This is a genomic window from Paraburkholderia sp. WS6, assembly GCF_030464835.1.
Taxonomy (GTDB): Bacteria; Pseudomonadota; Gammaproteobacteria; order Burkholderiales; family Burkholderiaceae; genus Paraburkholderia; species Paraburkholderia madseniana.
This window is the reverse complement of record NZ_JALQCK010000005.1, coordinates 120,699-143,451: the sequence shown is the minus strand read 5'-3', so window position 1 is coordinate 143,451 and position 22,753 is coordinate 120,699. Positions and strand designations below refer to the sequence as shown.

General features: G+C 63.6%; 21 protein-coding genes. 3 read left to right on the top strand and 18 right to left on the bottom strand.

The genetic code is table 11. The features are described 5' to 3' along the window. Nucleotides 1-4: 4 nt before the first annotated feature. The 9 genes from bamC to M0D64_RS08430 all read right to left on the bottom strand — a co-directional run bounded on the left by bamC (nucleotide 5) and on the right by M0D64_RS08430 (nucleotide 8,345). Nucleotides 5-1,144 (bottom strand): outer membrane protein assembly factor BamC, encoded by a 1,140-nt coding sequence (gene bamC / locus M0D64_RS08470; protein ID WP_266257307.1) that lies wholly within the window; start codon nucleotides 1,142-1,144, stop codon nucleotides 5-7. A 129-nt stretch (nucleotides 1,145-1,273) separates the two neighbouring features. Beyond that, complete coding sequence (gene dapA, locus M0D64_RS08465; protein WP_171925479.1) at nucleotides 1,274-2,188, bottom strand: 4-hydroxy-tetrahydrodipicolinate synthase; 915 nt, start codon at nucleotides 2,186-2,188, stop codon at nucleotides 1,274-1,276. Nucleotides 2,189-2,231: 43 nt separating this feature from the next. Then, on the bottom strand, nucleotides 2,232-2,843 hold the full coding sequence (locus M0D64_RS08460; RefSeq protein ID WP_266257306.1) for a bifunctional 2-polyprenyl-6-hydroxyphenol methylase/3-demethylubiquinol 3-O-methyltransferase UbiG: 612 nt from the start codon (nucleotides 2,841-2,843) through the stop codon (nucleotides 2,232-2,234). A gap of 16 nt (nucleotides 2,844-2,859) precedes the next feature. Next, nucleotides 2,860-4,062, bottom strand: a complete 1,203-nt coding sequence (locus M0D64_RS08455; RefSeq protein ID WP_154565476.1) for a tryptophan--tRNA ligase — start codon at nucleotides 4,060-4,062, stop codon at nucleotides 2,860-2,862. A 6-nt stretch (nucleotides 4,063-4,068) separates the two neighbouring features. Then, nucleotides 4,069-4,731, bottom strand: a complete 663-nt coding sequence (locus M0D64_RS08450; RefSeq protein ID WP_093633535.1) for a site-2 protease family protein — start codon at nucleotides 4,729-4,731, stop codon at nucleotides 4,069-4,071. A 47-nt stretch (nucleotides 4,732-4,778) separates the two neighbouring features. Next, a complete protein-coding gene (locus M0D64_RS08445) occupies nucleotides 4,779-5,414 on the bottom strand; it encodes an L-threonylcarbamoyladenylate synthase (RefSeq protein ID WP_266237056.1) in 636 nt (211 codons plus the stop codon). 142 nt (nucleotides 5,415-5,556) lie between these two features. Continuing rightward, nucleotides 5,557-6,387 (bottom strand): 3',5'-nucleoside bisphosphate phosphatase, encoded by an 831-nt coding sequence (locus tag M0D64_RS08440; protein ID WP_266257305.1) that lies wholly within the window; start codon nucleotides 6,385-6,387, stop codon nucleotides 5,557-5,559. A gap of 103 nt (nucleotides 6,388-6,490) precedes the next feature. Further along, nucleotides 6,491-7,375 carry an alpha/beta fold hydrolase gene (locus M0D64_RS08435; protein WP_266257304.1) on the bottom strand — a complete coding sequence of 295 codons (885 nt, stop codon included), beginning with the start codon at nucleotides 7,373-7,375 and terminating at the stop codon, nucleotides 6,491-6,493. 85 nt (nucleotides 7,376-7,460) lie between these two features. Further along, nucleotides 7,461-8,345 carry a ferritin-like domain-containing protein gene (locus tag M0D64_RS08430; RefSeq protein WP_233468712.1) on the bottom strand — a complete coding sequence of 295 codons (885 nt, stop codon included), beginning with the start codon at nucleotides 8,343-8,345 and terminating at the stop codon, nucleotides 7,461-7,463. 350 nt (nucleotides 8,346-8,695) lie between these two features. Between M0D64_RS08430 and M0D64_RS08425 the strand changes: the two genes are divergently transcribed. The 3 genes from M0D64_RS08425 (at nucleotide 8,696) to M0D64_RS08415 (ending at nucleotide 10,783) form a co-directional block, all read left to right on the top strand. Further along, nucleotides 8,696-9,220, top strand: coding sequence for a gamma carbonic anhydrase family protein (locus M0D64_RS08425; protein ID WP_168435912.1), 525 nt, complete (start codon nucleotides 8,696-8,698; stop codon nucleotides 9,218-9,220). Between the two features lie 63 nt (nucleotides 9,221-9,283). Beyond that, nucleotides 9,284-10,234 carry an Hsp33 family molecular chaperone HslO gene (gene hslO / locus M0D64_RS08420; RefSeq protein WP_266237060.1) on the top strand — a complete coding sequence of 317 codons (951 nt, stop codon included), beginning with the start codon at nucleotides 9,284-9,286 and terminating at the stop codon, nucleotides 10,232-10,234. 168 nt (nucleotides 10,235-10,402) lie between these two features. Next, a complete protein-coding gene (locus tag M0D64_RS08415) occupies nucleotides 10,403-10,783 on the top strand; it encodes a hypothetical protein (RefSeq protein WP_266257303.1) in 381 nt (126 codons plus the stop codon). Between the two features lie 196 nt (nucleotides 10,784-10,979). Here M0D64_RS08415 and ftsB read toward each other — a convergent pair whose 3' ends face one another. The 9 genes from ftsB to M0D64_RS08370 all read right to left on the bottom strand — a co-directional run bounded on the left by ftsB (nucleotide 10,980) and on the right by M0D64_RS08370 (nucleotide 22,502). Then, the gene (gene ftsB, locus M0D64_RS08410; protein ID WP_154565471.1) at nucleotides 10,980-11,411 is read right to left on the bottom strand and encodes a cell division protein FtsB; all 432 of its coding nucleotides are present in this window, start codon (nucleotides 11,409-11,411) and stop codon (nucleotides 10,980-10,982) included. A 108-nt stretch (nucleotides 11,412-11,519) separates the two neighbouring features. Continuing rightward, nucleotides 11,520-12,803: a phosphopyruvate hydratase gene (gene eno, locus M0D64_RS08405; protein ID WP_054038196.1), complete on the bottom strand. Its 1,284-nt coding sequence runs from the start codon at nucleotides 12,801-12,803 to the stop codon at nucleotides 11,520-11,522. Between the two features lie 254 nt (nucleotides 12,804-13,057). After that, complete coding sequence (kdsA, locus tag M0D64_RS08400) at nucleotides 13,058-13,912, bottom strand: 3-deoxy-8-phosphooctulonate synthase (RefSeq protein ID WP_097389693.1); 855 nt, start codon at nucleotides 13,910-13,912, stop codon at nucleotides 13,058-13,060. Further along, nucleotides 13,909-15,582: a CTP synthase gene (locus M0D64_RS08395; RefSeq protein WP_266257302.1), complete on the bottom strand. Its 1,674-nt coding sequence runs from the start codon at nucleotides 15,580-15,582 to the stop codon at nucleotides 13,909-13,911. The genes kdsA and M0D64_RS08395 overlap by 4 nt, the downstream gene beginning before the upstream one ends. Before the next feature lie 152 nt (nucleotides 15,583-15,734). Continuing rightward, the gene (locus M0D64_RS08390) at nucleotides 15,735-16,538 is read right to left on the bottom strand and encodes an alpha/beta fold hydrolase (RefSeq protein ID WP_266257301.1); all 804 of its coding nucleotides are present in this window, start codon (nucleotides 16,536-16,538) and stop codon (nucleotides 15,735-15,737) included. Nucleotides 16,539-16,645: 107 nt separating this feature from the next. After that, the gene (locus tag M0D64_RS08385) at nucleotides 16,646-19,546 is read right to left on the bottom strand and encodes a DNA internalization-related competence protein ComEC/Rec2 (RefSeq protein ID WP_266257300.1); all 2,901 of its coding nucleotides are present in this window, start codon (nucleotides 19,544-19,546) and stop codon (nucleotides 16,646-16,648) included. A gap of 121 nt (nucleotides 19,547-19,667) precedes the next feature. Next, nucleotides 19,668-20,456 carry a TatD family hydrolase gene (locus M0D64_RS08380; RefSeq protein WP_171925472.1) on the bottom strand — a complete coding sequence of 263 codons (789 nt, stop codon included), beginning with the start codon at nucleotides 20,454-20,456 and terminating at the stop codon, nucleotides 19,668-19,670. Nucleotides 20,457-20,512: 56 nt separating this feature from the next. Continuing rightward, on the bottom strand, nucleotides 20,513-21,256 hold the full coding sequence (gene lolD, locus M0D64_RS08375) for a lipoprotein-releasing ABC transporter ATP-binding protein LolD (protein WP_154565464.1): 744 nt from the start codon (nucleotides 21,254-21,256) through the stop codon (nucleotides 20,513-20,515). Continuing rightward, the gene (locus tag M0D64_RS08370; RefSeq protein WP_266257299.1) at nucleotides 21,249-22,502 is read right to left on the bottom strand and encodes a lipoprotein-releasing ABC transporter permease subunit; all 1,254 of its coding nucleotides are present in this window, start codon (nucleotides 22,500-22,502) and stop codon (nucleotides 21,249-21,251) included. The genes lolD and M0D64_RS08370 overlap by 8 nt, the downstream gene beginning before the upstream one ends. Nucleotides 22,503-22,753: the final 251 nt, after the last annotated feature.

Below are 22,753 nucleotides of genomic sequence, written 5' to 3'. Positions count from 1 at the left end.
CCGCTTAGTTCAGTTGCGCGTGCAGCAACGTCACGATGCGCTGCGCGTCGGACGAGTTATCCACCTGCCCGTTCGCGTCCAGCACCGCCACCTGCGTCACGGTGTCGCCCTTCGAGCGCACATTGACGAGGAATTCCTGACCCGGCTTCTTCGACGAATTGCCGCTGTAGAACAGCTTGCCGAAGAGCCCTTCCTTCTTCAGCTCCTGCATCGAGTCCGCGTAACGCACGTAGTAGATGCCTTTCGCGCGGTCGCGGTTGTCGACCGTGAAGTTGGTACGGTCAAGCGCGAGACCCACGCGCAGCCATGCCCGGTCGAACGATTCCTGCAGGTCGAGCGTCGATGCGCCCGCGCTCTGGTCGATCGTGGCCGGCGCGGTAGCCGAACGCGCATCGGTCAGGAGCTGCTTCGATTGTGCTTCGGTCAGGCCGAACTTCTGCATCAGCTTGGTCAGGAACAGCGCTTCCAGCGCCGGATCGCGCGGACGCTCTTCCCAGCGCGACGACGTCTTGTCCTGGCCCGTCAGCATTTCTTCCATCGCGCTATGCGTGATCGAGATGTCCGTCGTGTCAGCCGGCCCGCGCGACACGAGCGTGCGGAAGCTGTCACGAGTACCCGACGAGTAAGCGAAGTCGATCACCTTGCCGACCGTGCGACGGAACCAGTCGTCCGGAATATTGGCGCGGTTTTCAGCCCAGTCGGTGGTCATGATGCCAGTGGCCGGCGCATCGGTTTTCAGCGCGAAGCCGTTTTCCTGCCAGAACTCCTGCAGCTGCGGCCACAGTTGCTCCGGCGTGCGGCCATCGACTACCAGCCAGCGACGGTCGCCGTCACGCTCGATATGCATGCCCAGCGGGTCTTGCGCATTCGGCTGGCCTTCGGTGGAATTGCCTGCGGCGGTGACCGCGCGTTGCTGCGCGCCGCCCAGCGCCAGGTTGGCCGGCGGCGCCACGTAGCGCTGATCGGTCGGCGTGGTGCTCAGATCGCCCGGAACGGCGAGCGGCGGTGCGCTGCCCGCGCCCTTGTAGTTGACGCGGTCGGAGGCGAACCAGTCGTTCAGCGTGTCACAGCCGGCGAGCGTTACCAGGGCAAGCGCCAGCGCCGCCATGCGGGTTGCGTGGAGGGAAAGTGCGGAACGTTTCATGAGGTCCTTCGTGATGCTGGAACGCGGTGCCTGGTTCTGTGTGCCGGGAACGTGGGCTGGATCGACGTCGGTTAAGGGAATGCCGGTGGCAGGCTTTCTTGAGCGCTGGGGGTGCGGGTTTGAGCCCGCTTAGCCCAGCAGACCCGCTTCGCGCAGCGCGCCGCGCACCACTTCGTGGTATTGCGCGTCGAGCGGCGTGAGCGGCAGGCGGATTCCGCCCTGCACACGACCCAGTTGCTGCAACGCCCATTTCGCCGGAATCGGATTCGACTCGATGAACAGGTTCTTATGCAGCGACAGGAGTTTCAGATGGATCTCGCGGGCGGTCTTCGCGTCCGCGGCAAGCGCAGCTTTGCACAGATCGCTCATGGCGCGCGGCGCGACGTTCGCGGTGACCGAAATATTACCGTGCCCGCCAAGCAGCATCAGCGCGATCGCCGTGGGATCGTCACCGCTGTAGATGCCGAAATAGGCCGGCGCCGACTTGATCAGGTGCGCGGCGCGATCGATATTGCCGGTTGCTTCCTTCACACCGATGATGCCCGGCACCTGCGCGCAACGCAGAATCGTTTCGTTGCTCATGTCCGCGACCGTACGGCCCGGCACGTTGTACAGGATCACCGGCAGATCGACAGTTTCGGCGATCTTCGCGAAGTGGCGATAGATGCCTTCCTGGGTCGGCTTGTTGTAGTACGGCACGACCTGCAGCGTCGCGTCCGCGCCGACGTCTTTCGCCTGCTGCGTGAGCTCGATGGCTTCGGTGGTGGAATTGCCGCCCGAGCCCGCGATCACCGGAATCCGGCCCGCTGTGTGCTCGACTGCGGTTTTGACCATCAGCACGTGTTCTTCGACCGACAGCGTGGCCGACTCGCCGCTCGTGCCGACCACGACCAGTGCGTTCGTGCCCTCTGCGATATGCCAGTCGATCAGTTTGCGAAACGCCGGCAGATCGAGGCCGCCGTCTTCGAGCATCGGAGTAATGATGGCAGGGATGCTGCCGCGAATCTGAACACCGCCAGTGCTGCTTTGATTGCCGTTAGTCATGAAACGCCATGAATTTGATCAGGTAAACCGCGATTGTAGCGGATTAGCCAGCCAGCTCGTAACAACGCGGGGGTGCCGCATCTGCACGCTCGGCCGAGCGATCCGCCTCCATAATTGCGCATATCCGCTGGACGTAAGCCGGGCGCGGCTGCGCGAGAAATCCGTCTTGAAATGCGACCACACGGAGGTGGCCGCGCACCACCTCGAGCAGCTCGCCGGGTGCAAGCAAAAACGCCGGGTTAGACGGTTTGCCGACCCTTTCGTTGCCTTGCGCGAAGGTCTCGTAAACCAGTACGCCGCCGGACGCGAGCGAGCGCAATAGCTGCGGAAACAGCGGCCGGTGCAAGTAGTTCGTGACCACGATCGCGGCGAATTTCGCCTCGGCAGGCAAGGGCCATGCGGCACCTTCGATATCGGCCGCGAGCGTGGTAATGCGCGGCTCGTCGCGCATCAGGTCCAGCGCAGCCGCATCGCGGTCGAGCGCGGTCACCGGATGGCCCAGCGATGCAAAGAACCGCGCATGCCGCCCTGCCCCCGACGCCACGTCGAGCACCGCGCCGCCCGGCGCGACCAGATGCGCCCAATGGCGCACCCAGCGCGACGGTTCGCCGTTTCCGTGCGAGGGACCGTCCGACATGACAACGGGCGTGCTCATCACTTCAGTGCCGCGCTCAGTTGTACGACAGGCCCATCGCCTCGCGCACGTCGCGCATCGTTTCCGTGGCGAACTTGCGGGCCTTGTCGCAGCCGTCGGCGACGATCGCGCGCAACAGCGACGGATCGTCCATGTACTTCTGCGCGCGCTCGAGCATCGGCTGCTGCTCGCGCAGAATGCCTTCGATCACCGGCTGCTTGCACTCGAGGCAACCGATTCCTGCTGTTCGGCAGCCCTTCTGCACCCACTCGTGGGTGGCTTCGTCCGTGTAGACCTGATGCAGTTGCCACACCGGGCACTTGTCCGGATCACCCGGATCGGTACGGCGCACGCGGGCCGGATCGGTCGGCATGGTGCGGACCTTCTTGGTGATCGTTTCCGCGTCTTCACGCAGGCCGATCGTGTTGCCGTAGGACTTCGACATCTTCTGGCCGTCCAGACCCGGCATGCGCGACGCTTCGGTCAGCATGGCCTGCGGTTCGACCAGAATGATCTTGCGCGATCCTTCGAGGTAGCCGAACAGACGCTCGCGGTCGCTCATCGACAGGCTCTGCGATTCCTGCAACATCGCCCGCGCCTGTTCGAGTGCTTCGTCGTCGCCTTCCTGCTGATAGGCGTTGCGCAGCTCGTGATAAAGCTTGGCCCGCTTGCCGCCCAGCTTCTTGGCCGCTTCATTCGCCTTCTCTTCGAAGCCCGGTTCGCGGCCGTACAGATAGTTGAAGCGGCGTGCGATTTCACGCGTCATTTCGACGTGCGGCACCTGGTCTTCGCCGACCGGCACGAGCGAGCCGCGGTACAGCAGAATGTCCGCCGCCATCAGCACCGGATAGCCGAGGAAGCCGTAGGTGGACAGGTCCTTGTCCTTCAGCTTTTCCTGCTGCTCCTTGTAGGTCGGCACGCGTTCGAGCCAGCCGAGCGGCGTGCTCATGCCGAGCAGCAGCGCCAGTTCCGCATGTTCGGGCACCTTGCTCTGGATGAAGAGCGTAGCCTGCGCCGGATCGATGCCCGACGCGAGCCAGTCGATCAGCACGTCCCACACGTTCTTTTCGATCACTTCGGGCGTTTCGTAGTGCGTCGTCAGCGCGTGCCAATCGACCACACAGAAGAAACACGGGTATTCGGACTGCAGCCGCACCCAGTTTTTCAGCACGCCGTGATAGTGGCCGAGGTGCAGCGACCCGGTGGGCCGCATGCCGGAGAAGATACGGTCTGGGAACATGGTTATTTAGAAAAGCGAAACAAGTGGAGTCAGAATTGCGGTAATCGCACCGTAGCCGAGCGTCACGAGCGGGCTGAGCCAATAGCGCGTGAGCGTGCCCGTCATGACGAGCGCCATCACGATGAAAAAGCCGTACGGTTCGAGGCGCGACAGCGCGATCGATTGCCGCGGCGGCAACAGCGCCATCAGCACGCGGCCACCGTCGAGCGGGGGCAGCGGAAACAGGTTGAGCACGCCGAGCACGAGATTCACGCCGACGCCGGCTGCCGCCATGCGCGTGAAGAAAGGCTCGTCAACCCCACCCACAGCAAGTGCAACGCCGATCAGGCCCCACACCAGCGCCTGCACGAAATTGCAGCCCGGTCCGGCGGCCGCGACCCACAGGCTGCCCCAACGCGGATTGCGCAGATTGCCGAAGGCGACCGGCACGGGCTTCGCGTAACCGAACATGAACGCGCCGCTGGTGGCGAAGTACAACAGCAAGGGAATCGCGATCGTGCCGAGCGGATCGATGTGCCGCATCGGATTAACGGAAACGCGGCCGAGCACATACGCGGTATTGTCGCCGAGCCAGCGCGCGACGTAGCCATGCGCAGCTTCATGCAGCGTGATTGCGAAAATCACCGGCAACGCGTAAACCGCAATGGTCTGTATCAGGGAAGAATCCATAACTCGCTATTGTAACAACGCGATTGCGTGCGTCTGTCCGCTTTCACTCATGCCGTCTCTTCGAGACCGAAGGGCGCGAGAGAACCGCGCCCTGGCCGCACCAGCACCGGTTCGGCGCCGGTCAGATCGATCACGGTGGACGGCTCGCACACACACGGGCCGCCGTCGATCACCAGGTCCACCTGTTTCTCGAGCCGTTCGCGGATTTCTTCCGGGTCGTTCAGCGGCTGGGTTTCGCCCGGCATGATCAGGGTGGAGCCGAGCAGCGGCTGGCCGAGTTCTTCGAGAATGGCCAGCGTGATCGCGTGCTCCGGCACCCGCAGGCCGATGGTCTTGCGCGACGGGTGCGACAGGCGGCGCGGCACCTCTTTGGTGGCCTGCAGCACAAAGACGTAAGGGCCTGGCGTGACCGATTTGATCAGGCGGTACTGCCGGTTGTCGACCATCGCGAAGTTCGACAGCTCCGAGAGATCGCGCACCAGCAGCGACAACAAGGCCTTCTCGTCGAGTCCCCGAATGCGCCGCAGGCGCTCGACCGCGTCCTTGTCGTCGAGGTGGCAGGCGAGTGCGTAGCTCGAATCCGTCGGCAACGCGACGACGCCGCCGTCGTTGATGATCTGCACAGCCTGTTTGACGAGACGCGGCTGCGGGTTATCCGGATGAAGCCGAAAGTATTGGGACATTTTGACTAACGGTGGCTACGGGTGATGACGGACGAAAAAGCAGACGAACATCGGACGGAAGACCAGGCGGAAGATCGGGCGAAAGCACGTCCCTCGGACGGGGACCGTCGCGCATATCGTGCCGCCGCGGCACGGCGCGCGATCACAGCCAGCGTTCCCAGACGGGCTTGAGATCGGAAGGCAGCGGCGGCAGCGTGCCGAGATCGACACGGCCTTCGCCGGGTGCATGGAAGTCGGAACCGCGCGAGGCTTCGAAGCCGAAGCGGCGCGCGACGTCCGCGTATTCGCGGTACTGATCCGGCGTGTGGCTGCCCGTCACGACTTCGATCGCTTTACCGCCGAGGTCGATGAATTCGGCGAAGAACGCGTCGAATTCGACCGGCGAGTACGCATAGCGCCCCGGGTGCGCGATGATCGCCTCGCCGCCGGCGGCCTGAATCCAGCCAACCGCGTCCGCCAGTTTCGCCCAGCGATGCGACACGTAGCCGGGCTTGCCGTCGCCGAGATAGCGGGTGAACACGTCCTGTGTCGAACTGGCGTAGCCGCTTTCGACCATGAAGCGCGCGAAGTGCGTGCGCGAAATCATGTCCGGGTTCGAGACGTATTTGAGCGCGCCTCGATAGGCGTCGGGGATGCCGAGCGTGGCCAACTGCTCGCCAATGGCTTCGGCTCGCGCGGCGCGGCCGTTGCGGGTTCGCGCGAGGCCGTCGATCAGGATCGAGCTGGTCGGATCGACGCCGAGCCCGACGATGTGCACGGTGCGCGACGCCCACGTGACCGAAATCTCCACGCCGTTCAGGTAGCCCATGCCAAGCGCCTCAGCGGCGCTGCGCGCTTCGTGCTGGCCGCCCAGTTCGTCGTGGTCGGTCAACGCCCACAGTGTCACGCCGCCCGCGTGCGCGCGACGCGCGACATCGGCCGGCGCGAACTGGCCGTCGGAAACGGTGGAGTGGCAGTGGAGGTCAGCGTTCATCTTTGTCTTGAGAAGGTTCTGCACTCATTTTACTGCAACGCAGTAAATGGCCGCAGCGCTATCTCGAGATAGTGACCCGCTCGCCGAAACCCTTTTGCAAGGTTCAGGCGCAGAAGCCCTCGATCAGCGCGGCTACCTGCTCGGGCTGATCGTGATGCACCATATGCCCCGCTTCGTCGATGATCTTCTCGCGCCAGTTCGGAAAAGCCTCAAAGCGCGCCTTGAACTCGTCGAGCGGAATCTCGCCGGCAATCTGTGCGAGCGTGGGCGAGTTGGCGGCCTCGACGTGCAGCACTTTCGCGGTGACCTTGCGCCATACGGCCATCACTTCGTCGAGGCGATACAGCGTCGGCCCGCGCAGTTTGTGCGCCGGATCGGCGAGCAGCATGAAGCGCCCTTCTCCGTCCGGCTTGGACCAATGCTGAGCGAGGAACTCCGCGCGCGGCGGAGCGAGGCGCGGGTTGGTCTTGATCAGACGGCCGGCAACATCGCCCAGCGACGCGTAACGCTTCAACTGCGGCGGATCGCGCAACTCATCGAGCCAGTTGCGCAGACGCTTGGGCGCTTGCGCCGAGTGCGACGGCGCGAGCCCAAAGCCTTCCAGATCGACCACGCGCCGAACCCGTTCCGGTCGCACGCCCGCATACAGGCAGGCGATGTTCGCGCCCATGCTGTGGCCGACCAGATTGACTTGGCCGGCCGGTGCATAGTGGTCGAGCAACGCGTCCAGGTCGCCGAGGTAATCCTGGATCCAGTAGTTGCCGCCGCCGCGCTCGGCGACCGGCCAGTCCGACAGGCCGAAGCCGCGCATATCCGGCGCAATCACCTGCCAGTCGCCGCCCAACGCGTCGACGACGAACTGGAACGATGCCGCCACGTCCATCCAGCCGTGCAGCATGAAGAGCAACGGCGCATCCGGATTGCCCCAGCGCCGCACGTGCAGACGGATGCCGCGCACGGCGACGAATTCAGACCTGGATGTATTCATGAACTGCGCGCCCGAAAAAAGAATGGTCGTTCGATTATAACGAGATAGCCGGACGATGCGTGGCGTCCGGCTATGGAAAAAGGCTTCAGTTACCCGAGGCTTGGGTGGTCGGCGGGGCCGGCTGCTCAGCGTCGAGGCCAGCCAGAGCAACCAGCGCGGCCAGTTCGGTTTCGTCAAAACCGGCGTCGCGACGCGCCTCGAAATTGAACGGACCGCGTAATTTCGGTGCGTGATACTGGTCGGCAAGGCGCGTGTAGGTGGCGTGCGGATCGAGGCCGCCCGCGTCGCACAGATGGCGGAACCAGCGGTTGCCGATCAGCACATGACCGATTTCGTCGCGCAGGATCACGTCGAGAATCGCTGCGGACGCCTGGTCGCCCGCTTGCTGCAGGCGGGCGCGGATCGGCGGCGAGGCATCGAGGCCGCGTGCTTCGAGGGTGCGCGGCACCAGTGCCATGCGCGCCAGCACGTCGGCACGGGTGCGCTCGCACATGTCCCAGAGGCCGTCGTGCGCGGGAAAATCGCCGTAGACGTGGCCGAATTCCGCAAGCCGCGCGACCAGTAGCGAGAAGTGATGGGCCTCTTCGGCGGCGACTTTGAGCCAGTCGGTGTAGAACGCGGCGGGCATGCCGGCAAAGCGCCAGACGGCGTCGAGCGCGAGGTTGATGGCGTTGAATTCGATGTGCGCCAGCGCGTGCAGTAAGACAGCCCGCCCTTCGGGCGATTGCATGCTGCGGCGCTTCAGTTTGCGCGGATCGACCAGTTCGGGACGGGCGGGACGACCCGGCAGGTCGGTCGGCTCGGCGAGTTCGAGGTCTGCGGAGCATGCGAGGCTGCCTTCGAACACCGCGGCGTATAACGCGCGTGCCGCGGCTGCCTTGGTTGCCGGGTCGACTTCGCGCAATGCGGCCAGCGCCGCGGTGCGCGCGCAGTTCGCACGATTTGGGCAATGCTCAGGATTCGTCGACATCGGCAGAGCGGGCAGAACAGACGGAGCAGCGGAAATCATGGCAACCAGGTTGGCAAAGAAGGGAACGGCAACAGGCAGGACGGAAGGAGCGATGGTTGCCGAAGCTGGGCGCCGGACGGCTTACCGCACCGCCGAGCGGCCCAAGCACACAACCGTTTACAATACTCGATTCGACCATCTCGCGCGCCTATGGCGCGGGGCCGGCAGGACAACCCGGTTCACCAGGGCTTTTTCGGGCGCTTCTTTGGCGTTTGGCTTTAGCGCCCTCAATTAGCTGCCCCATTTCGTAACCGGTTTCGCAGCCCCGGCCCGCCCGCACAGCGTGTAGCGACCGATCAAGAGGAGACAGCGTGACAATTTACAAGCTTGGCGAAGCAGCCCCGACCATCCATGAAAGCGTGTTCGTCGCGGATTCGGCGAACATTATCGGCAATGTGACGCTCGAGGAAAATTCGAGCGTCTGGTTCGGAGCGACGCTTCGCGGCGACAACGAGCCAATCACCCTTGGCGCCGGCAGCAACGTCCAGGAAAACGCGGTGCTGCACACCGACCCGGGCTTCCCGCTGACGATCGAGCCGAATGTGACGATCGGCCACCAGGTCATGCTGCACGGCTGCACGATCAAGGAAGGCTCTTTGATCGGAATTCAGGCCGTGGTCTTGAATGGAGCGGTAATCGGCCGCAACTGTCTGGTCGGAGCGGGCGCCATCGTCACCGAAGGCAAAGTGTTTCCCGACAATTCGCTGATTCTCGGCGCGCCCGCCAAAGTGGTGCGCGAACTGACCGAGACGGATATCGCCAATATGCAGCGCGGCGCGGCAAGTTATGCCGAGCGCCGCGAATATTTCAAGGCGCAGCTCGTGCGTATCGGCTAGTCAGCCGGGCGCGCGGCGCGCACGGCGCAGCATCAGGCTGCGTCATTCGACCGAGGAAAAGTTGTGAGCGACCAGTTGCAAAAATTCATGTTCAGCGCGGCGCCGGTGCGCGGCGAGATCGTTTCGCTGCGCAATACGTGGCAGGAAGTGCTGACGCGCCGGGACTATCCGGCGCCCGTGCGGACGATTCTGGGCGAAATGATGGCCGCGTGCGCGCTGCTGTCGGCGAACCTCAAGTTCGACGGCACGCTCGTCATGCAGATTTTCGGCGACGGCCCGGCCAAGATGCTGGTGGTGCAGTGCAGCTCCGACCTGTCGATGCGCGCCACCGCCAAGCTCTCCGGCGAAGCGGGCAATACGATCGACGACACCACCTCGATGATCGAACTGGTCAACGCGAGCGGCCATGGCCGTTGCGTGATCACGCTCGACCCACGCGACAAGCAGCCCGGCCAGCAGCCGTATCAAAGTATCGTGCCGCTGTCGGGCGTGGACGGCCCGCTCAAGTCGATGTCCGAAGTGCTCGAGCACTACATGCATCACTCGGAGCAGCTCGACACACGCCTGTGGCTCGCGGCGAACACCGAGCGCGCCGTTGGCATGCTGCTGCAAAAGCTGCCGGGCGACGGCGGCATCGTCCCGCATCCGGGCGATCTGGATGCGGACACGTGGGAGCGCGTCTGCACGCTCGGCGGCACGATGTCGCAAGACGAGCTGCTGAAAGAAGAACCGGCGACGATTTTCCGCCGTCTGTTCTGGCAGGAAAATGTGCAGCATTTCGAACCGGCAACAACGCGCTTCGAATGCAGCTGTTCGCGCGAAAAAGTCGGCGCGATGCTGAAGATGCTGGGCCGCGAAGAAGTGGACGGCGTGATCGAAGAGCGCGGTCACGTCGAGATTCATTGCGAATTCTGTAATCAACGGTACGAATTCGATCCGGTCGATATAACGCAACTTTTTGTCGCGAATGCGCTCTCACAAGGCGTGACGCCGGCGGCCGACCAGCGGCACTGAAGCGGCCAGGCGGCGGCGCATTACACCTGCGTTACAGCAGTAAAATGACGCGTCGCCTGCTGCTTTTCTGGGGCTTGGGCGGCGCGTTATCGTCGATCGTTGTGTTGGATCTCGGGCGGTGCGCGTTGCGCATGTTTTGCTTAGGCATCCGACCGATGGAGATCAAAAATGAACACCCCTACTTCGCTAAAGCATTGCATGCGCTCGTTCGCCGTGCTGACGGTCATCGCCGGTAGCGTCGCGCTTACGGGTTGCGTGATGGACCCGCCGGGGCCATCGCCGATTTATAGCCGCCTGCCGGCCGACCAGTCGGGCATGGCCAACACCGCCCGGCCGCTCACCCCTGAAGAACGCGAGCGCTATGATGCGATCGACCGTCAGGTGCTCTCCGATCAGAATCAGGCCATTGCTGCCGAGAACGCGGCTCAGGCGTACTCACGTTATTACTCGCCGCCTGTCAGCGTCTACGGCAGCTATTACGGCGGGGGTTGGGGGCACGGCTGGGGTACGGGTGTCGGCGTAGGCTACTCGCCGTATTGGGGCTGGTAAGCCGAAACGGGCACGCCCCAAGGAGAGGCTCAACGATACGGCGATTGAGAGGGATGCCGTTCTTATTGCAGCGCCGATAAAAAAGCCGCCCCACGGGCGGCTTTTTTGTCTTTCTACGCGCTTTTGCGTTCGCTTTTCCGTTCGTTTCTGCGTTCAGTTTCGCGTCGGCCTGCGAGTCCAACCAGCCCGAATAAACTCAGTGTGCTGGCTTCTTCTCTGTCGCCACCTTGCCGCCATGCTTGCGATCCGGCTTCGCACGCGACTCCGGATTCGGCACCATATGCAGCGGCGCCGCCGACACCACACCACGCGTAGACGTGGTAACCGAAGGCGTGTTCGCAGCCGGCAACGGCGCGTTCGGCGCGACGAACTGCACGAACACTTCGCTGTCTTTCACCATGCCCATTTCGTAACGCGCCCGCTCTTCCACCGCGGCCGTACCGCTCTGCAAATCCTGGACCTCGCCCTGGATACGCTCGTTGCGCAGCTTCGAGTCGGTGTTCTTCTGCAGTTGCTGCGCCAGTTGCTGCTGCAACTCGTGCACGCGCAACCAGCCGCCGTGCCCCCACCAGAGCGGGTACTGGATGAGCGCCAGCAGAACGATCAGGACAGCAGTGACAAGCCGCATGAAGTAAGCACAATAAATACACGCCGCCCTGCGCTATACGCAGGGCGGCGGGGTCAATCAGAAACGAAAGGTAACCGGTTCATCGGTCGGCGCTAGCGAACAATCCATTTAGCGCAGATTGTAGAACGCCGACTTGCCCGGGTAGCTGGCGATATCACCAAGGTCTTCTTCGATGCGCAGCAACTGGTTGTACTTCGAGATGCGGTCCGAACGCGACAGCGAACCCGTCTTGATCTGACCGGCATTCAGGCCGACTGCGATGTCCGCAATCGTCGAATCTTCGGTTTCACCCGAGCGGTGCGAGATCACGGCCGTGTAGCCGGCGCGCTTCGCCATTTCGATAGCCGCGAAGGTTTCCGTCAGCGTACCGATCTGGTTGATCTTGATCAGGATAGAGTTGGCGATGCCCTTCTCGATGCCTTCCTTCAGGATGCGCGTGTTGGTGACGAACAGGTCGTCACCCACCAGTTGCACCTTCTTGCCGAGCTTGTCGGTCAGGATCTTCCAGCCGGCCCAATCGCTTTCGTGCATGCCGTCTTCGATCGAAACGATCGGGAACTTGTCGGCGAGGTTCGCCAGGTAGTCAGCAAATTCCGTCGACGACAGTTGCAGGCCTTCGCCAGCCAACTGGTACTTGCCGTCGTGGTAGAACTCGCTCGCTGCGCAGTCGAGCGCGAGCAGCACGTCTTCACCGGCGCGGTAGCCAGCCTTTTCGATGGCTTGCAGGATGGTCGACAGGCATTCGTCGTTGCTGCCGAAATTCGGCGCGAAACCGCCTTCGTCGCCCACGGCCGTGCTCATGCCACGGTCGCTCAGGATCTTCTTCAGCGCGTGGAACACTTCAGCGCCGCAGCGCAGTGCTTCGCGGAACGTCGGCTGGCTGACCGGTACGATCATGAATTCCTGGATGTCCAGGCTGTTGTTCGCGTGCGCGCCGCCGTTGACGATGTTCATCATCGGCACCGGCAGTTGCATCGCGCCTGAGCCACCGAAGTAGCGGTACAGCGGCAGGCCGGCTTCTTCAGCAGCGGCCTTCGCGACAGCCATCGACACAGCCAGCATCGCGTTCGCGCCGAGGCGCGACTTGTTGTCCGTGCCGTCGAGTTCCAGCAGGGTCTTGTCGAGGAAGGCCTGCTCGGAAGCGTCGAGGCCCATGATCGCTTCGGAGATTTCGGTGTTGATGTGCTCGACAGCCTTCAGCACGCCCTTGCCGCCGTAACGGCCGGCTTCGCCGTCGCGCAACTCGATCGCTTCGCGCGAGCCCGTCGATGCACCCGACGGCACCGCAGCGCGGCCCATCGTGCCCGACTCGAGCAGCACGTCGCATTCGACGGTGGGGTTGCCTCGCGAATCGAGAATCTCTCGACCGATGATATCTACGATAGCACTCATGGTTTCCTCAAGAAATGACGTTGAATTCTTTACTGTGAAACTGCGCCGGGCGCTGTGCCGATCCGGAGTTAGCGCTTTAGCTGTCGACCAGAGTTAGCGCTTTAGCGCGCTACTCTGGTCCCATGCAGAGCACTCCCCAGCAAACTACACGCACCCCGATGCTTTCGACGACCATTGCGTGCATTCGCCGCGTGCCGACTGAGCCGACCGGGCCAATTATGCGCACCAATCGTGACACCCCGCGAACGCCTGAATCAGTTGAAATCGCTTTCGAGGAACGGCGCGCGCTTGACGGCCTGATCGAGCGTAACCAGCGTTTCGAGCAGATCAGCCATGCGATGCAACGGCACCGCGTTCGGGCCGTCCGACTTGGCTTCCGAAGGCTTCGGATGGGTTTCCATGAAGAGACCCGCCACGCCCGTCGCCACGGCGGCACGCGCCAGCACCGGCACGAATTCGCGCTGACCGCCCGAACTCGTGCCCTGCCCGCCCGGCAACTGCACCGAGTGGGTAGCGTCGAACACGACCGGCGCGTTGGTTTCGCGCATGATCGCAAGCGATCGCATGTCCGACACGAGGTTGTTATAGCCGAACGACACGCCGCGTTCGCAAGCCATGAAGCGGTCTTCCGAGAGACCGGCTTCACGCGCCGCATCACGCGCCTTGTCGATCACGTTCTTCATGTCGTGCGGTGCGAGAAACTGGCCTTTCTTGATGTTGACCGGTTTGCCCGAACGCGCGCAAGCGTGGATGAAGTCCGTTTGACGGCACAGGAAAGCAGGCGTTTGCAGGACGTCGACCACCGACGCAACCTGCTCGATCTCGTGCTCGGCGTGCACGTCGGTCAGCACCGGCAAACCGAGCTGACGCTTCACTTCCGACAGAATGCGCAAACCTTCGTCCATGCCCAGACCGCGGAACGACTTGCCGCTGCTGCGGTTGGCCTTGTCGTACGACGATTTGTAGATGAACGGAATGTTCAGCTTCGCGCAGATTTCCTTCAGCCGGCCCGCCGTGTCGATCGTCATCTGTTCGGATTCGACGACACAGGTGCCCGCGATCAGGAAAAACGGCTTGTCGAGCCCGATTTCGAAATCGCCCAGTTTCATGCTTTCTCCCCAACTTCCGCCGCCACGCGCGGCTGCTGATGCGCGAGCGCCGCTTCGACGAACGACTTGAACAGCGGATGGCCGTCACGCGGCGTGGACGTGAATTCCGGGTGGAACTGCACGCCGACGAACCACGGGTGCATGCTGCGCGGCAATTCCATCATTTCCGGCAGATCTTCACTCGGGGTACGGGCGCTGATGATAAGGCCGCCGGCTTCGAGCTGGGGCACGAAGCGGTTATTGACTTCATAACGGTGACGATGGCGTTCGTTCACATCCTTGCCATAGATCTCTTCGGCCATCGTGCCGGGTTTGATCGGGCAACGTTGCGAACCGAGGCGCATCGTGCCGCCCAGATCCGATTCTTCGGTGCGCTTCTCGACCTTGCCTTCACGGTCGTACCATTCGGTGATCAGTGCGACCACGCGGTTCTCGGTGTCCTGATCGAACTCGGTGCTGTTCGCATCTTTCAGACCGACCACGTCGCGGGCGAATTCGATCACGGCCAGTTGCATGCCAAGGCAGATGCCGAGATACGGCACCTTCGCTTCGCGTGCATAGCGGATCGCGGCCATCTTGCCTTCGGTGCCGCGACGGCCGAAGCCACCCGGCACGAGCACCGCATCCAGATGCTTGAGGCTCTCGACGCCTTGCGTCTCGATCTCTTCCGAATCGATGTACTCGATGTTGACCTTGGTCGACGTATGCATCGACGCATGGCGCAACGCTTCGATCAGCGATTTGTACGATTCGGTCAGATCGACATACTTGCCGACCATGCCGATCGTGACTTCGTGCTTCGGGTTCTCGAGCTTTTCGACGAGGTCGGACCACATCGTCAGATCGGCCGGCTTCGGCGTGAGCTTGAGCTCTTCGCAGATGATCGCGTCCAGACCCTGGTCGTGCAGCATCTGCGGAATCTTGTAGATGCTGTCGGCGTCCCACACGGAAATCACCGCATCTTCCGGCACGTTCGAGAACATCGAAATCTTCGCGCGCTCGTCGTCCGGAATGCGGCGGTCGGCGCGGCACAGCAGCACGTGCGGCGAGATGCCAATTTCACGCAGCTTCTGCACGCTATGTTGGGTAGGCTTGGTTTTCAGCTCGCCTGCGGTGGCGACCCAGGGCACCAGCGTGAGGTGCACGAAGCACGCGCTGTTGCGGCCCATGCGCAGGCTCATCTGACGTGCGGCCTCGAGGAACGGCAGCGATTCGATGTCGCCCACGGTGCCGCCCACTTCGACGATGGCGACGTCCGGCTCACCGCACGTCGCGTAAGCCGCGCCGCGTTCGATGAACGCCTGGATTTCGTTCGTGATATGCGGAATGACCTGCACCGTCTTGCCAAGATAATCGCCGCGGCGCTCCTTGCGGATCACCGATTCGTAAATCTGGCCCGTGGTGAAGTTGTTGGCCTTGCGCATCTTCGTGCTGATGAAGCGCTCATAGTGGCCAAGGTCGAGGTCAGTCTCCGCTCCATCTTCCGTCACGAACACTTCGCCGTGTTGAAACGGGCTCATCGTGCCGGGGTCGACGTTGATGTAGGGATCGAGCTTGAGGAGGGTGACTTTAAGACCGCGCGATTCGAGGATCGCGGCGAGGGAAGCGGCGGCAATACCCTTGCCGAGGGAAGATACTACGCCGCCGGTGACGAAAACATATTTGGTCATCGCTGGATGCTCGCGGGAAAAACGGATTATACCGTAAAGCAGGGTCTCAACCCAGCAAAATCCGAGCGACATCTATACGTGCCGATGCTACGGCGGCAGCGATTGCCGCGCGCCGATCATGCACCGTTTATTTGCCCCGGCAAGGCGTGCAGTCAGGCGCGCCGCTCCAGTTCGCGCAGCATCCGCTGCACCGCGCGCGCGGTTTCGAGTGGTTTTTCCATCGGATACAGATGGCTGCCTTCGATCCATTCCACATGACCGCCGGTCGCGCGGCGCGTGGCGTCCAGTCCCGCCTGGCGCACCTCCTTTGAACGCGTGCCGGCGATGAATCCCACCGGCACCGGGGCGCCGCGCGCGAGGCGAGGGCCGAGTGTATGCGGCAAGGTCTTGTAGATCTGATACTCGGTGCGCCGGTCGAAAGCGAGCGAACGGCCGCCGTCGAGCGAACTCTGCGGGATGCCGAAATCGATGTAGTCGGACAGCATGCGCTCGTCCCAGCGCGCGAACGCCGGCTTTGAGTGGAAATGCCGCCATGCTTCGTCGCGGCTCGCCCACTGCGTGCGGCGCGTACGGGTGGCCGCCGCAGGCGACAGGCGCTCGTCGAGTCCGGTCCATTGCGACACGCGCAGCATGCTGCTGCGCCAGCCCGCGATTACCGGCGAATCGAGCATCACCACGCCCCTCACCCACTGTGGCTTTTTCAGTGCGGCCATCAGCGACAGATAGCCGCCCAACGAATGGCCGACCAGCCACACCGGCTGCTCGTACGACCGGCCGACGTCGTCGAGCAGTTGCTCGACCAGATGCGGCCAATCCTGCGTGACGGGATATCGCGCGTCGTGACCGATACGCTCGATCGAGCGCAGTTCATAGTCGTCGGCGAGTTCGGCGAAGATCGTCCGGTAGGTCGACGCCGGAAAACCGTTCGCGTGCGAGAAGTGGATGATGTTTTTCAACTGCGGCGATCTCCGTTCTGTTTTGGCGCGCCGGATTGGCTCCTGACTTTTCGTGCAGGCTCCAGACCCCGCGGCGCGCTTGTTCTATCTGTACGGCAGGCAATCCATCAGCGATCCATCCAGTAGCGGCGCTGCGTGTCGCGATAGCGTTCGAGCGTCAGTGCGGCGCCGTTCAGACCTCGGCCGCCTCTTGGGTTGCTTCCCGGGCCGACACCCGCACTGGCTCCCGCGTTTTCCTCGGGCCCGATGCCCGCACTGATCCCCATGCGTCCCTCGGGTCCGATGCCCGGGTTGAGACCCGAGTCGAAATCCGGGCTGACATCAACGCGCACCGCGCCGTCCGCATCGCTGCGTCCAAGCTCGATGTGCCGTGCCTTGTAACGCTCGAACACACCCGCGTTCGGATGATGAAATCGGTTGCGATAGCCTACCTGAAATAGCGCGACGAGCGGGTCGATAGAGTCGAGGAACGGCTCGGTCGACGAAGTCTTGCTCCCGTGATGCGGCACGACCAGCACCTGGGCGCGCAACGCGTCGCGATCGCGCGCGAGCAGGATGCGTTCGACCGGCGCTTCGATGTCGGCCGTCAGCAAGGCGGTTATGCGTAATGGCGTCGGTTTAACATTTCCGGCCGGCGCCCTCTCCGCAGCAGGCACCGTGCTCACCCGCAACACGCAGCAATGCGCATTCGGCTTACCCTGCAGCGGCCCGGCATCCGGCCAGAGCATTGCGAACTCGACACCGTCCCACTGCCAGCGCTGCCCCGCCGCACAGGGCAACGTATCAGTGCCGTGTTGCCTTGCGTTCGACCACAACGGATTCGCCGGCGCCAACGCCGCCACCATTTGGCGCACCTCGATCGCGTCCAGTACAGCCGGCGCGCCGCCGGAATGGTCGGAGTCGGCGTGGCTGATGAGCAGCGTATCGAGCACCGCGACGCCATGCGCCTGCAAAAACGGCACGACAACCCGTTCTCCCGCATGCGTCGATTCCGGTCCCGGTCCGGCGTCGAACAGCAGCGCATGGTGCGCCGTTTCAACCAGCACCGAGGTGCCTTGACCGACGTCGAGCGCCGTCAGACGGAAGGTGCCATGCGGCGGACCGGGCGGTGCCGGCAGCAGCAATGGCAACCACGTCAGCGGTGCGGCCCAGCGCAGCGGCCAGCCCCGCGGCGCCAGACACCAGAGAACGCCGACCGCGGCCACGGCAAGGGTCCACCCGTCCGGCTGTGGCAACCGCCAGAGCGTCCATGCCGGACCGGACAGCATCTGCAGACCCGCAGCGAGCAGGTCGAGCAAAGTGTGCGCGGCGCGAAACGCGTAAGCATCGAATGGGGCGGGCAACGCGACGCCCGCCAATACCGCCGGCGTCACCAGCAGACTCACCCACGGAATCGCGAAGGCATTCGCGAGCGGGCCGATCAGCGGAATCTGCGAAAACCAGTAAACGGTAAGAGGTGCAAGCGCGATGGTCACCGCGAACTGCACATGCGCCGCGCTGCGCAGGCGCTCACCGAAAGCGCGAACGCGACGACACAGACCGGACCAAAGGCGCGAGAGCCTTGTCGGCGTCACGGCCCCTTCCTCCTCTTCGTCACGGCGCTGCTCATGATCCTGCACACGGGGCCGTCCCGACATCGCGAACAAAATTGCCGCCACCGCGCAGAACGACAGCCAGAATCCCGCCGACACCACCGCCCACGGATCGATCAGCAGCACCAACCCCAACGCCCACGCCAACACCACCGATCGCGCGACGTTGCGCCCGCTGATAAACGCGAGCGCCACCACGCCAGCCATCCACAATGCTCGCTGGGCCGGCACATTGAAACCGGCCAACGCCGCATGCAGCCCGGCGAACAACGCGCCGCCCGTCACCGCGACGACCTGCGCGGGCACCAGCAACGGCCAGTTGCGGCCGATGAACCCCGAGCGCCGCCACACCGCACCGGCGAGCCACGCCGCCAGGCCCGCGACAAAGCCAATATGCAAGCCAGAAATCGCCACCAGATGACTGGTGCCCGTGCCGCGCATCAACAGCCAGTCGGCCGCGCTGACTTCGTCCTGTGCGCCGATGGCGAGCGCCACCACGATCCCACGATGTGGCGCGTCGGCGAGCACCGTGCCGATGCGCGCCCGCAGCGCGGCGCGCCAGCGATCGACCGTCACGCCTACGCCACGCGCGTTGCCCGGCAAACGCACGGCGTGAGCCGGTGCGCTCACATAGCCGGTGGCGCGTACATTGCGCGCCAGCAAGCTGGCTTCGGCATCGCGCACGCCGAAGTTCGCATTGCCATGCGGGCGTTTGAGCCGCACGGTCAGACGCCAGCGAGCGCCCGGTTCGAGCGACGGCGCAGGCGCATCTTCGGCAATCCACGAAAGTTGAATCACGCGAGGAAAAGCGGCGATCGGCACATCAACCGACTCGACTTCGAAGAGGAAACGCGCGCCCTTTTCATCGCGTGACGGCAGACCCTTGATACTGCCGACGACATCGATATCGCGCCCTTCCCAGGCGCTCGGCAAGCTCACCGCGAGCCGGGTCTCAGCGCGCCAGGCGGCGTAGCCGAAGCCCACACATAAAGCCGCAATCCACACCGCGCCCCAGCCGACGCCCGAACGAAAGCGTGCGCTGAACAAGACGCGTCTCACGCGCGAATTTGCAACCGCCGCACGCGTGTCCGCAATCACAGAAGCACCGCAGCGCAATCCGCCCGAAGGACCGCTGCACACTTCGCTCGAGGAGGCGCAGCACACCCCGCCCGGCGAGTTGCCACAAACACTGTAGGGAGAGTAGCCGCGCACTTCCTCTGAGGAACCGCCGCACACCTCCTCCGAAGAACCACTGCTCCCTTCGCCCGAAGAGCCGCGGCGCAATCCCCACGCCGCTATAAGTATCGCAACGCTCGCCAACAGCACCAGCGCGCACCATCCACCCCCATCCGGCAACACCGCCTGCCGCTGCAGCCAGATCACGCCCAACGCAAACCCGCACCACCATGCCCGCATCCACCCTCCGCCCCTTCCGCCCAGCCATCGCCGGACGGCGCAACGCACAGCGAGCAGACGTCAGCAAGCCCGCCAGGCATGTGTTCCGCCCGGCGCGAATCACTCAAACCATCGCGTTCAATTATGCAGAGGAAAGTGCGAGCCGCGGCAGCGCGGCGAGCGCGTTAGCCGTTGTGCCTAGGGCGGCTTCGTCGGCGGTCATGCCGCGCAGTTGCGCGAGCCCCGCGCCGATGGCCGGAATCTGATCCGGCGAGTTGCGCTGTTTGTACATCCAGGAAGGGGCGATGTCCGGCGCGTCGGTCTCGACGACCAGCGCGTCGAACGGCAATTGCTCAGCAAGACGGCGGATTTGCCGCGCCCGCTCGAAGGTCAGATTGCCACCGAAACCGAGGTGCATGCCCTGGTCGATATACGCCTGAGCCTGCTGGAAACTACCGTTGAAAGCGTGTGCGATGCCGCGATGAATCTGATGCCGCCGCAGCCCTTTGATCACCTGATCCTGCGATTTGCGCACGTGGCAAATCACCGGCAGATCGAATTCGCGCGCCAGTTGAAGTTGACCGTTGTAGAAGAACTGCTGGCGCGCATCGTCGAGACCTTCGACGAAATAATCGAGGCCAATCTCGCCGATGCCAACGAACAGCGGATCGTCGAGACTCGCCTCGATTTCCATGCGCAGCAGGTCGAGATCGCGCTCCTCAGCACCCGGCGTGAAGAGCGGATGGATGCCCAGCGCATACGCGCCACCGTCGATGCGGTGCGCGAGTTCACGCACCGTCGTGAAGTTCTCGCGGCCGATCGCGGGAATCACGATACGCCCTACGCCGGCTTGACGCGCCGCATCGGCGACTTCGGCGCGGTCGGCGTTGAATTCCGAAGCGTCGAGATGGCAGTGCGTATCGATCCACATGGCGCGCCTCGCTAGTGACAGAGGTGGCGGAGCATCGCTCACGTTCCGCGCGGTGCTTAAACCGGCACCGGCGGCTCTTCGTGCAACACGCCGTCGCGCAATCGCATGATCCGGTCGCAACGTCCGGCCAGTTCCGGATCATGCGTGACGATCACGAAGCTGGTGTCGAGCGTTTGCGACAGTTCGAGCATCAGGTTGAACACGGTGTCGGCGGTGCCGCCGTCCAGATTGCCGGTGGGTTCGTCGGCGAGTACGCAAGCGGGCTTCGTCACCAGCGCCCGCGCGATCGCGACACGTTGACGCTCGCCGCCCGACAGTTCACCCGGACGATGCTTCGCCCGATGCCCCATGCCGACGCGCTCCAGCACCGCGAGCGCTTCGCGCCGCGCGGCCTCGGTCGTCATGCGGCGAATCCGCAGCGGCATGGCGACGTTGTCGAGCGCGGTGAATTCGGGCAGCAGATGGTGGAACTGATACACGAAACCGAGCGCGCGATTACGCAGATCGTTGCGTTCGCGCTCGGAGAGCTTCGTAAAGGGCTTGCCCATTACCGAAACATGACCGGCACTCGGATCGTCGAGGCCGCCGAGCACATGCAGCAGCGTGCTCTTGCCGGATCCCGACGCGCCGACAATCGCCAGCTTTTCGCCGCGCCGGACATTCAGTTGCGCGTTGTTGAGGACCTGCACATTGAGGCCGCCCTGCACGAACGACTTCGAAATGCCGGTCGCTTCGAGCACATAGGGATGCAGCGCGGTGTCTTCAGGGGCCATGGATACGCTAGTGGAACGGTCATTCATAGCGCAGTGCCTCCGCAGGACGGACTTTCGCACCACGCCAGCTCGGATAAAGGGTCGCCAGCGCCGACATCACGAATGCGATGATGCCGATCCGCGCCACGTCGGCGGGAATCAGTTCAGACGGCAGTTCGCTGATGAAATACACGGACGGCGGCAGGAACTGCACGCCGAGCAGATGCTCGATCATCGGCACGAGCCACGGAATGCTCCACGCAATCAGGCAGCCGAGCGCGACCCCGGTCGCCGTGCCGATAAAGCCGATCGTCACGCCCTGCACCACGAAAATCTTCATGATCGAGCCAGGCTGCGCCCCGAGCGTGCGCAGAATCGCGATGTCGGCCTGCTTGTTGGTCACCGTCATCACCAGCGACGACACCAGATTGAACGCCGCGACCGCGATGATCAGCGTGAGGATGATGAACATCATGCGTTTTTCGATCTGCACCGCCGAGAACCAGGTCTTGTTCTGCTGGGTCCAGTCGCGAATATACAAATCGCCGGACAGGCTGCGCGCCAGTTGATGCGCGACCTCCGGCGCCCGCTGCATGTCGGTCAGGCGCAGCCGCACGCCGGTCGGCGCGGATAGCCGGAACAGCGCCTGCGCGTCCTTGATGTTGATCAGCGCGAGCGTGCTGTCGTACTCGTAATGTCCCGACTCGAAGATGCCCACCACCGTGAACTGTTTCAGCCGTGGCAGCATGCCGGCGGGCGTGATGGTGCCTTCGGGCGCGACCAGCGTGATCTTGTCGTTGACCGTCACGCCGAGATTGGTGGCGAGGTCCGCGCCCAGCACGATGCCGAAGTCGCCCGGCACGAGGTCGGTCAGCTTGCCGCCCTTCATCTCCTTGCCGATGTCGGACACTTCAGGTTCGAGCGTCGGCTCGACGCCGCGCAGCGCCACGCCGCTCACCGCGTCCTGACGCGTGAGCAGCGCCTGTGCTTCGACATACGGCGCGGCGCCGATCACTTCCTTGTTCTGGCGCGCTTCCTGGGCGGTCAATTGCCAGTTGGGCATCGAACCAGTCGGCGAAAAGATTTCGACGTGCGCCAGCACCGACAGCATCCGGTCCCGCACCTCTTTCTGGAAACCGTTCATCACGGACAACACGACGATCAGCGCCGCGACGCCGAGCGCGATGCCCGACATCGACACGAGCGCGATGAAGGAAATGAAGCCGTTACCGGTCGTGCGTTTGCCGGCGCGGGTGTAGCGCCAGCCAATCTGCCATTCGTAGGGAAATTTCAAGCGAATCCTTTTCTGCGTTCTTCGTCTGCTCGCGGGCCTTGTGCCGCGCATGGCGGCGGCAGCTTGCGGCTGTCGCGCCTGTCATGCGGCCCGAGCGTCGTGATCATTGGTGTCGCGGCAACCCGGATGGTTCCGGTATGACGTTCCGGTGCGCTCCTGTGCGCCAGGTCCTCCCCCGCCACCGAAGCCATCGCTCCGTCCCTGCCGCCACTACCGTCAATCAAGCGCGAAGTTTGCCATACAATGCCGCG

Bases quoted from the DNA above. Each gene is read 5' to 3' on its own strand.
- M0D64_RS08440 (WP_266257305.1), bottom strand. From the start codon at position 6,387: ATGAACGCTGACCTCCACTGCCACTCCACCGTTTCCGACGGCCAGTTC.
- M0D64_RS08435 (WP_266257304.1), bottom strand. From the start codon at position 7,375: ATGAATACATCCAGGTCTGAATTCGTCGCCGTGCGCGGCATCCGTCTG.
- lolD (WP_154565464.1), bottom strand. From the start codon at position 21,256: ATGAATGACCGTTCCACTAGCGTATCCATGGCCCCTGAAGACACCGCG.
- bamC (WP_266257307.1), bottom strand. From the start codon at position 1,144: ATGAAACGTTCCGCACTTTCCCTCCACGCAACCCGCATGGCGGCGCTG.
- M0D64_RS08380 (WP_171925472.1), bottom strand. From the start codon at position 20,456: ATGTGGATCGATACGCACTGCCATCTCGACGCTTCGGAATTCAACGCC.
- kdsA (WP_097389693.1), bottom strand. From the start codon at position 13,912: ATGAAACTGGGCGATTTCGAAATCGGGCTCGACAAGCCGTTTTTCCTG.
- M0D64_RS08445 (WP_266237056.1), bottom strand. From the start codon at position 5,414: ATGTCCCAATACTTTCGGCTTCATCCGGATAACCCGCAGCCGCGTCTC.
- eno (WP_054038196.1), bottom strand. From the start codon at position 12,803: ATGAGTGCTATCGTAGATATCATCGGTCGAGAGATTCTCGATTCGCGA.
- M0D64_RS08415 (WP_266257303.1), top strand. From the start codon at position 10,403: ATGAACACCCCTACTTCGCTAAAGCATTGCATGCGCTCGTTCGCCGTG.
- dapA (WP_171925479.1), bottom strand. From the start codon at position 2,188: ATGACTAACGGCAATCAAAGCAGCACTGGCGGTGTTCAGATTCGCGGC.
- M0D64_RS08385 (WP_266257300.1), bottom strand. From the start codon at position 19,546: ATGCGGGCATGGTGGTGCGGGTTTGCGTTGGGCGTGATCTGGCTGCAG.
- ftsB (WP_154565471.1), bottom strand. From the start codon at position 11,411: ATGCGGCTTGTCACTGCTGTCCTGATCGTTCTGCTGGCGCTCATCCAG.
- M0D64_RS08430 (WP_233468712.1), bottom strand. From the start codon at position 8,345: ATGTCGACGAATCCTGAGCATTGCCCAAATCGTGCGAACTGCGCGCGC.
- M0D64_RS08450 (WP_093633535.1), bottom strand. From the start codon at position 4,731: ATGGATTCTTCCCTGATACAGACCATTGCGGTTTACGCGTTGCCGGTG.
- M0D64_RS08460 (WP_266257306.1), bottom strand. From the start codon at position 2,843: ATGAGCACGCCCGTTGTCATGTCGGACGGTCCCTCGCACGGAAACGGC.
- M0D64_RS08395 (WP_266257302.1), bottom strand. From the start codon at position 15,582: ATGACCAAATATGTTTTCGTCACCGGCGGCGTAGTATCTTCCCTCGGC.
- M0D64_RS08455 (WP_154565476.1), bottom strand. From the start codon at position 4,062: ATGTTCCCAGACCGTATCTTCTCCGGCATGCGGCCCACCGGGTCGCTG.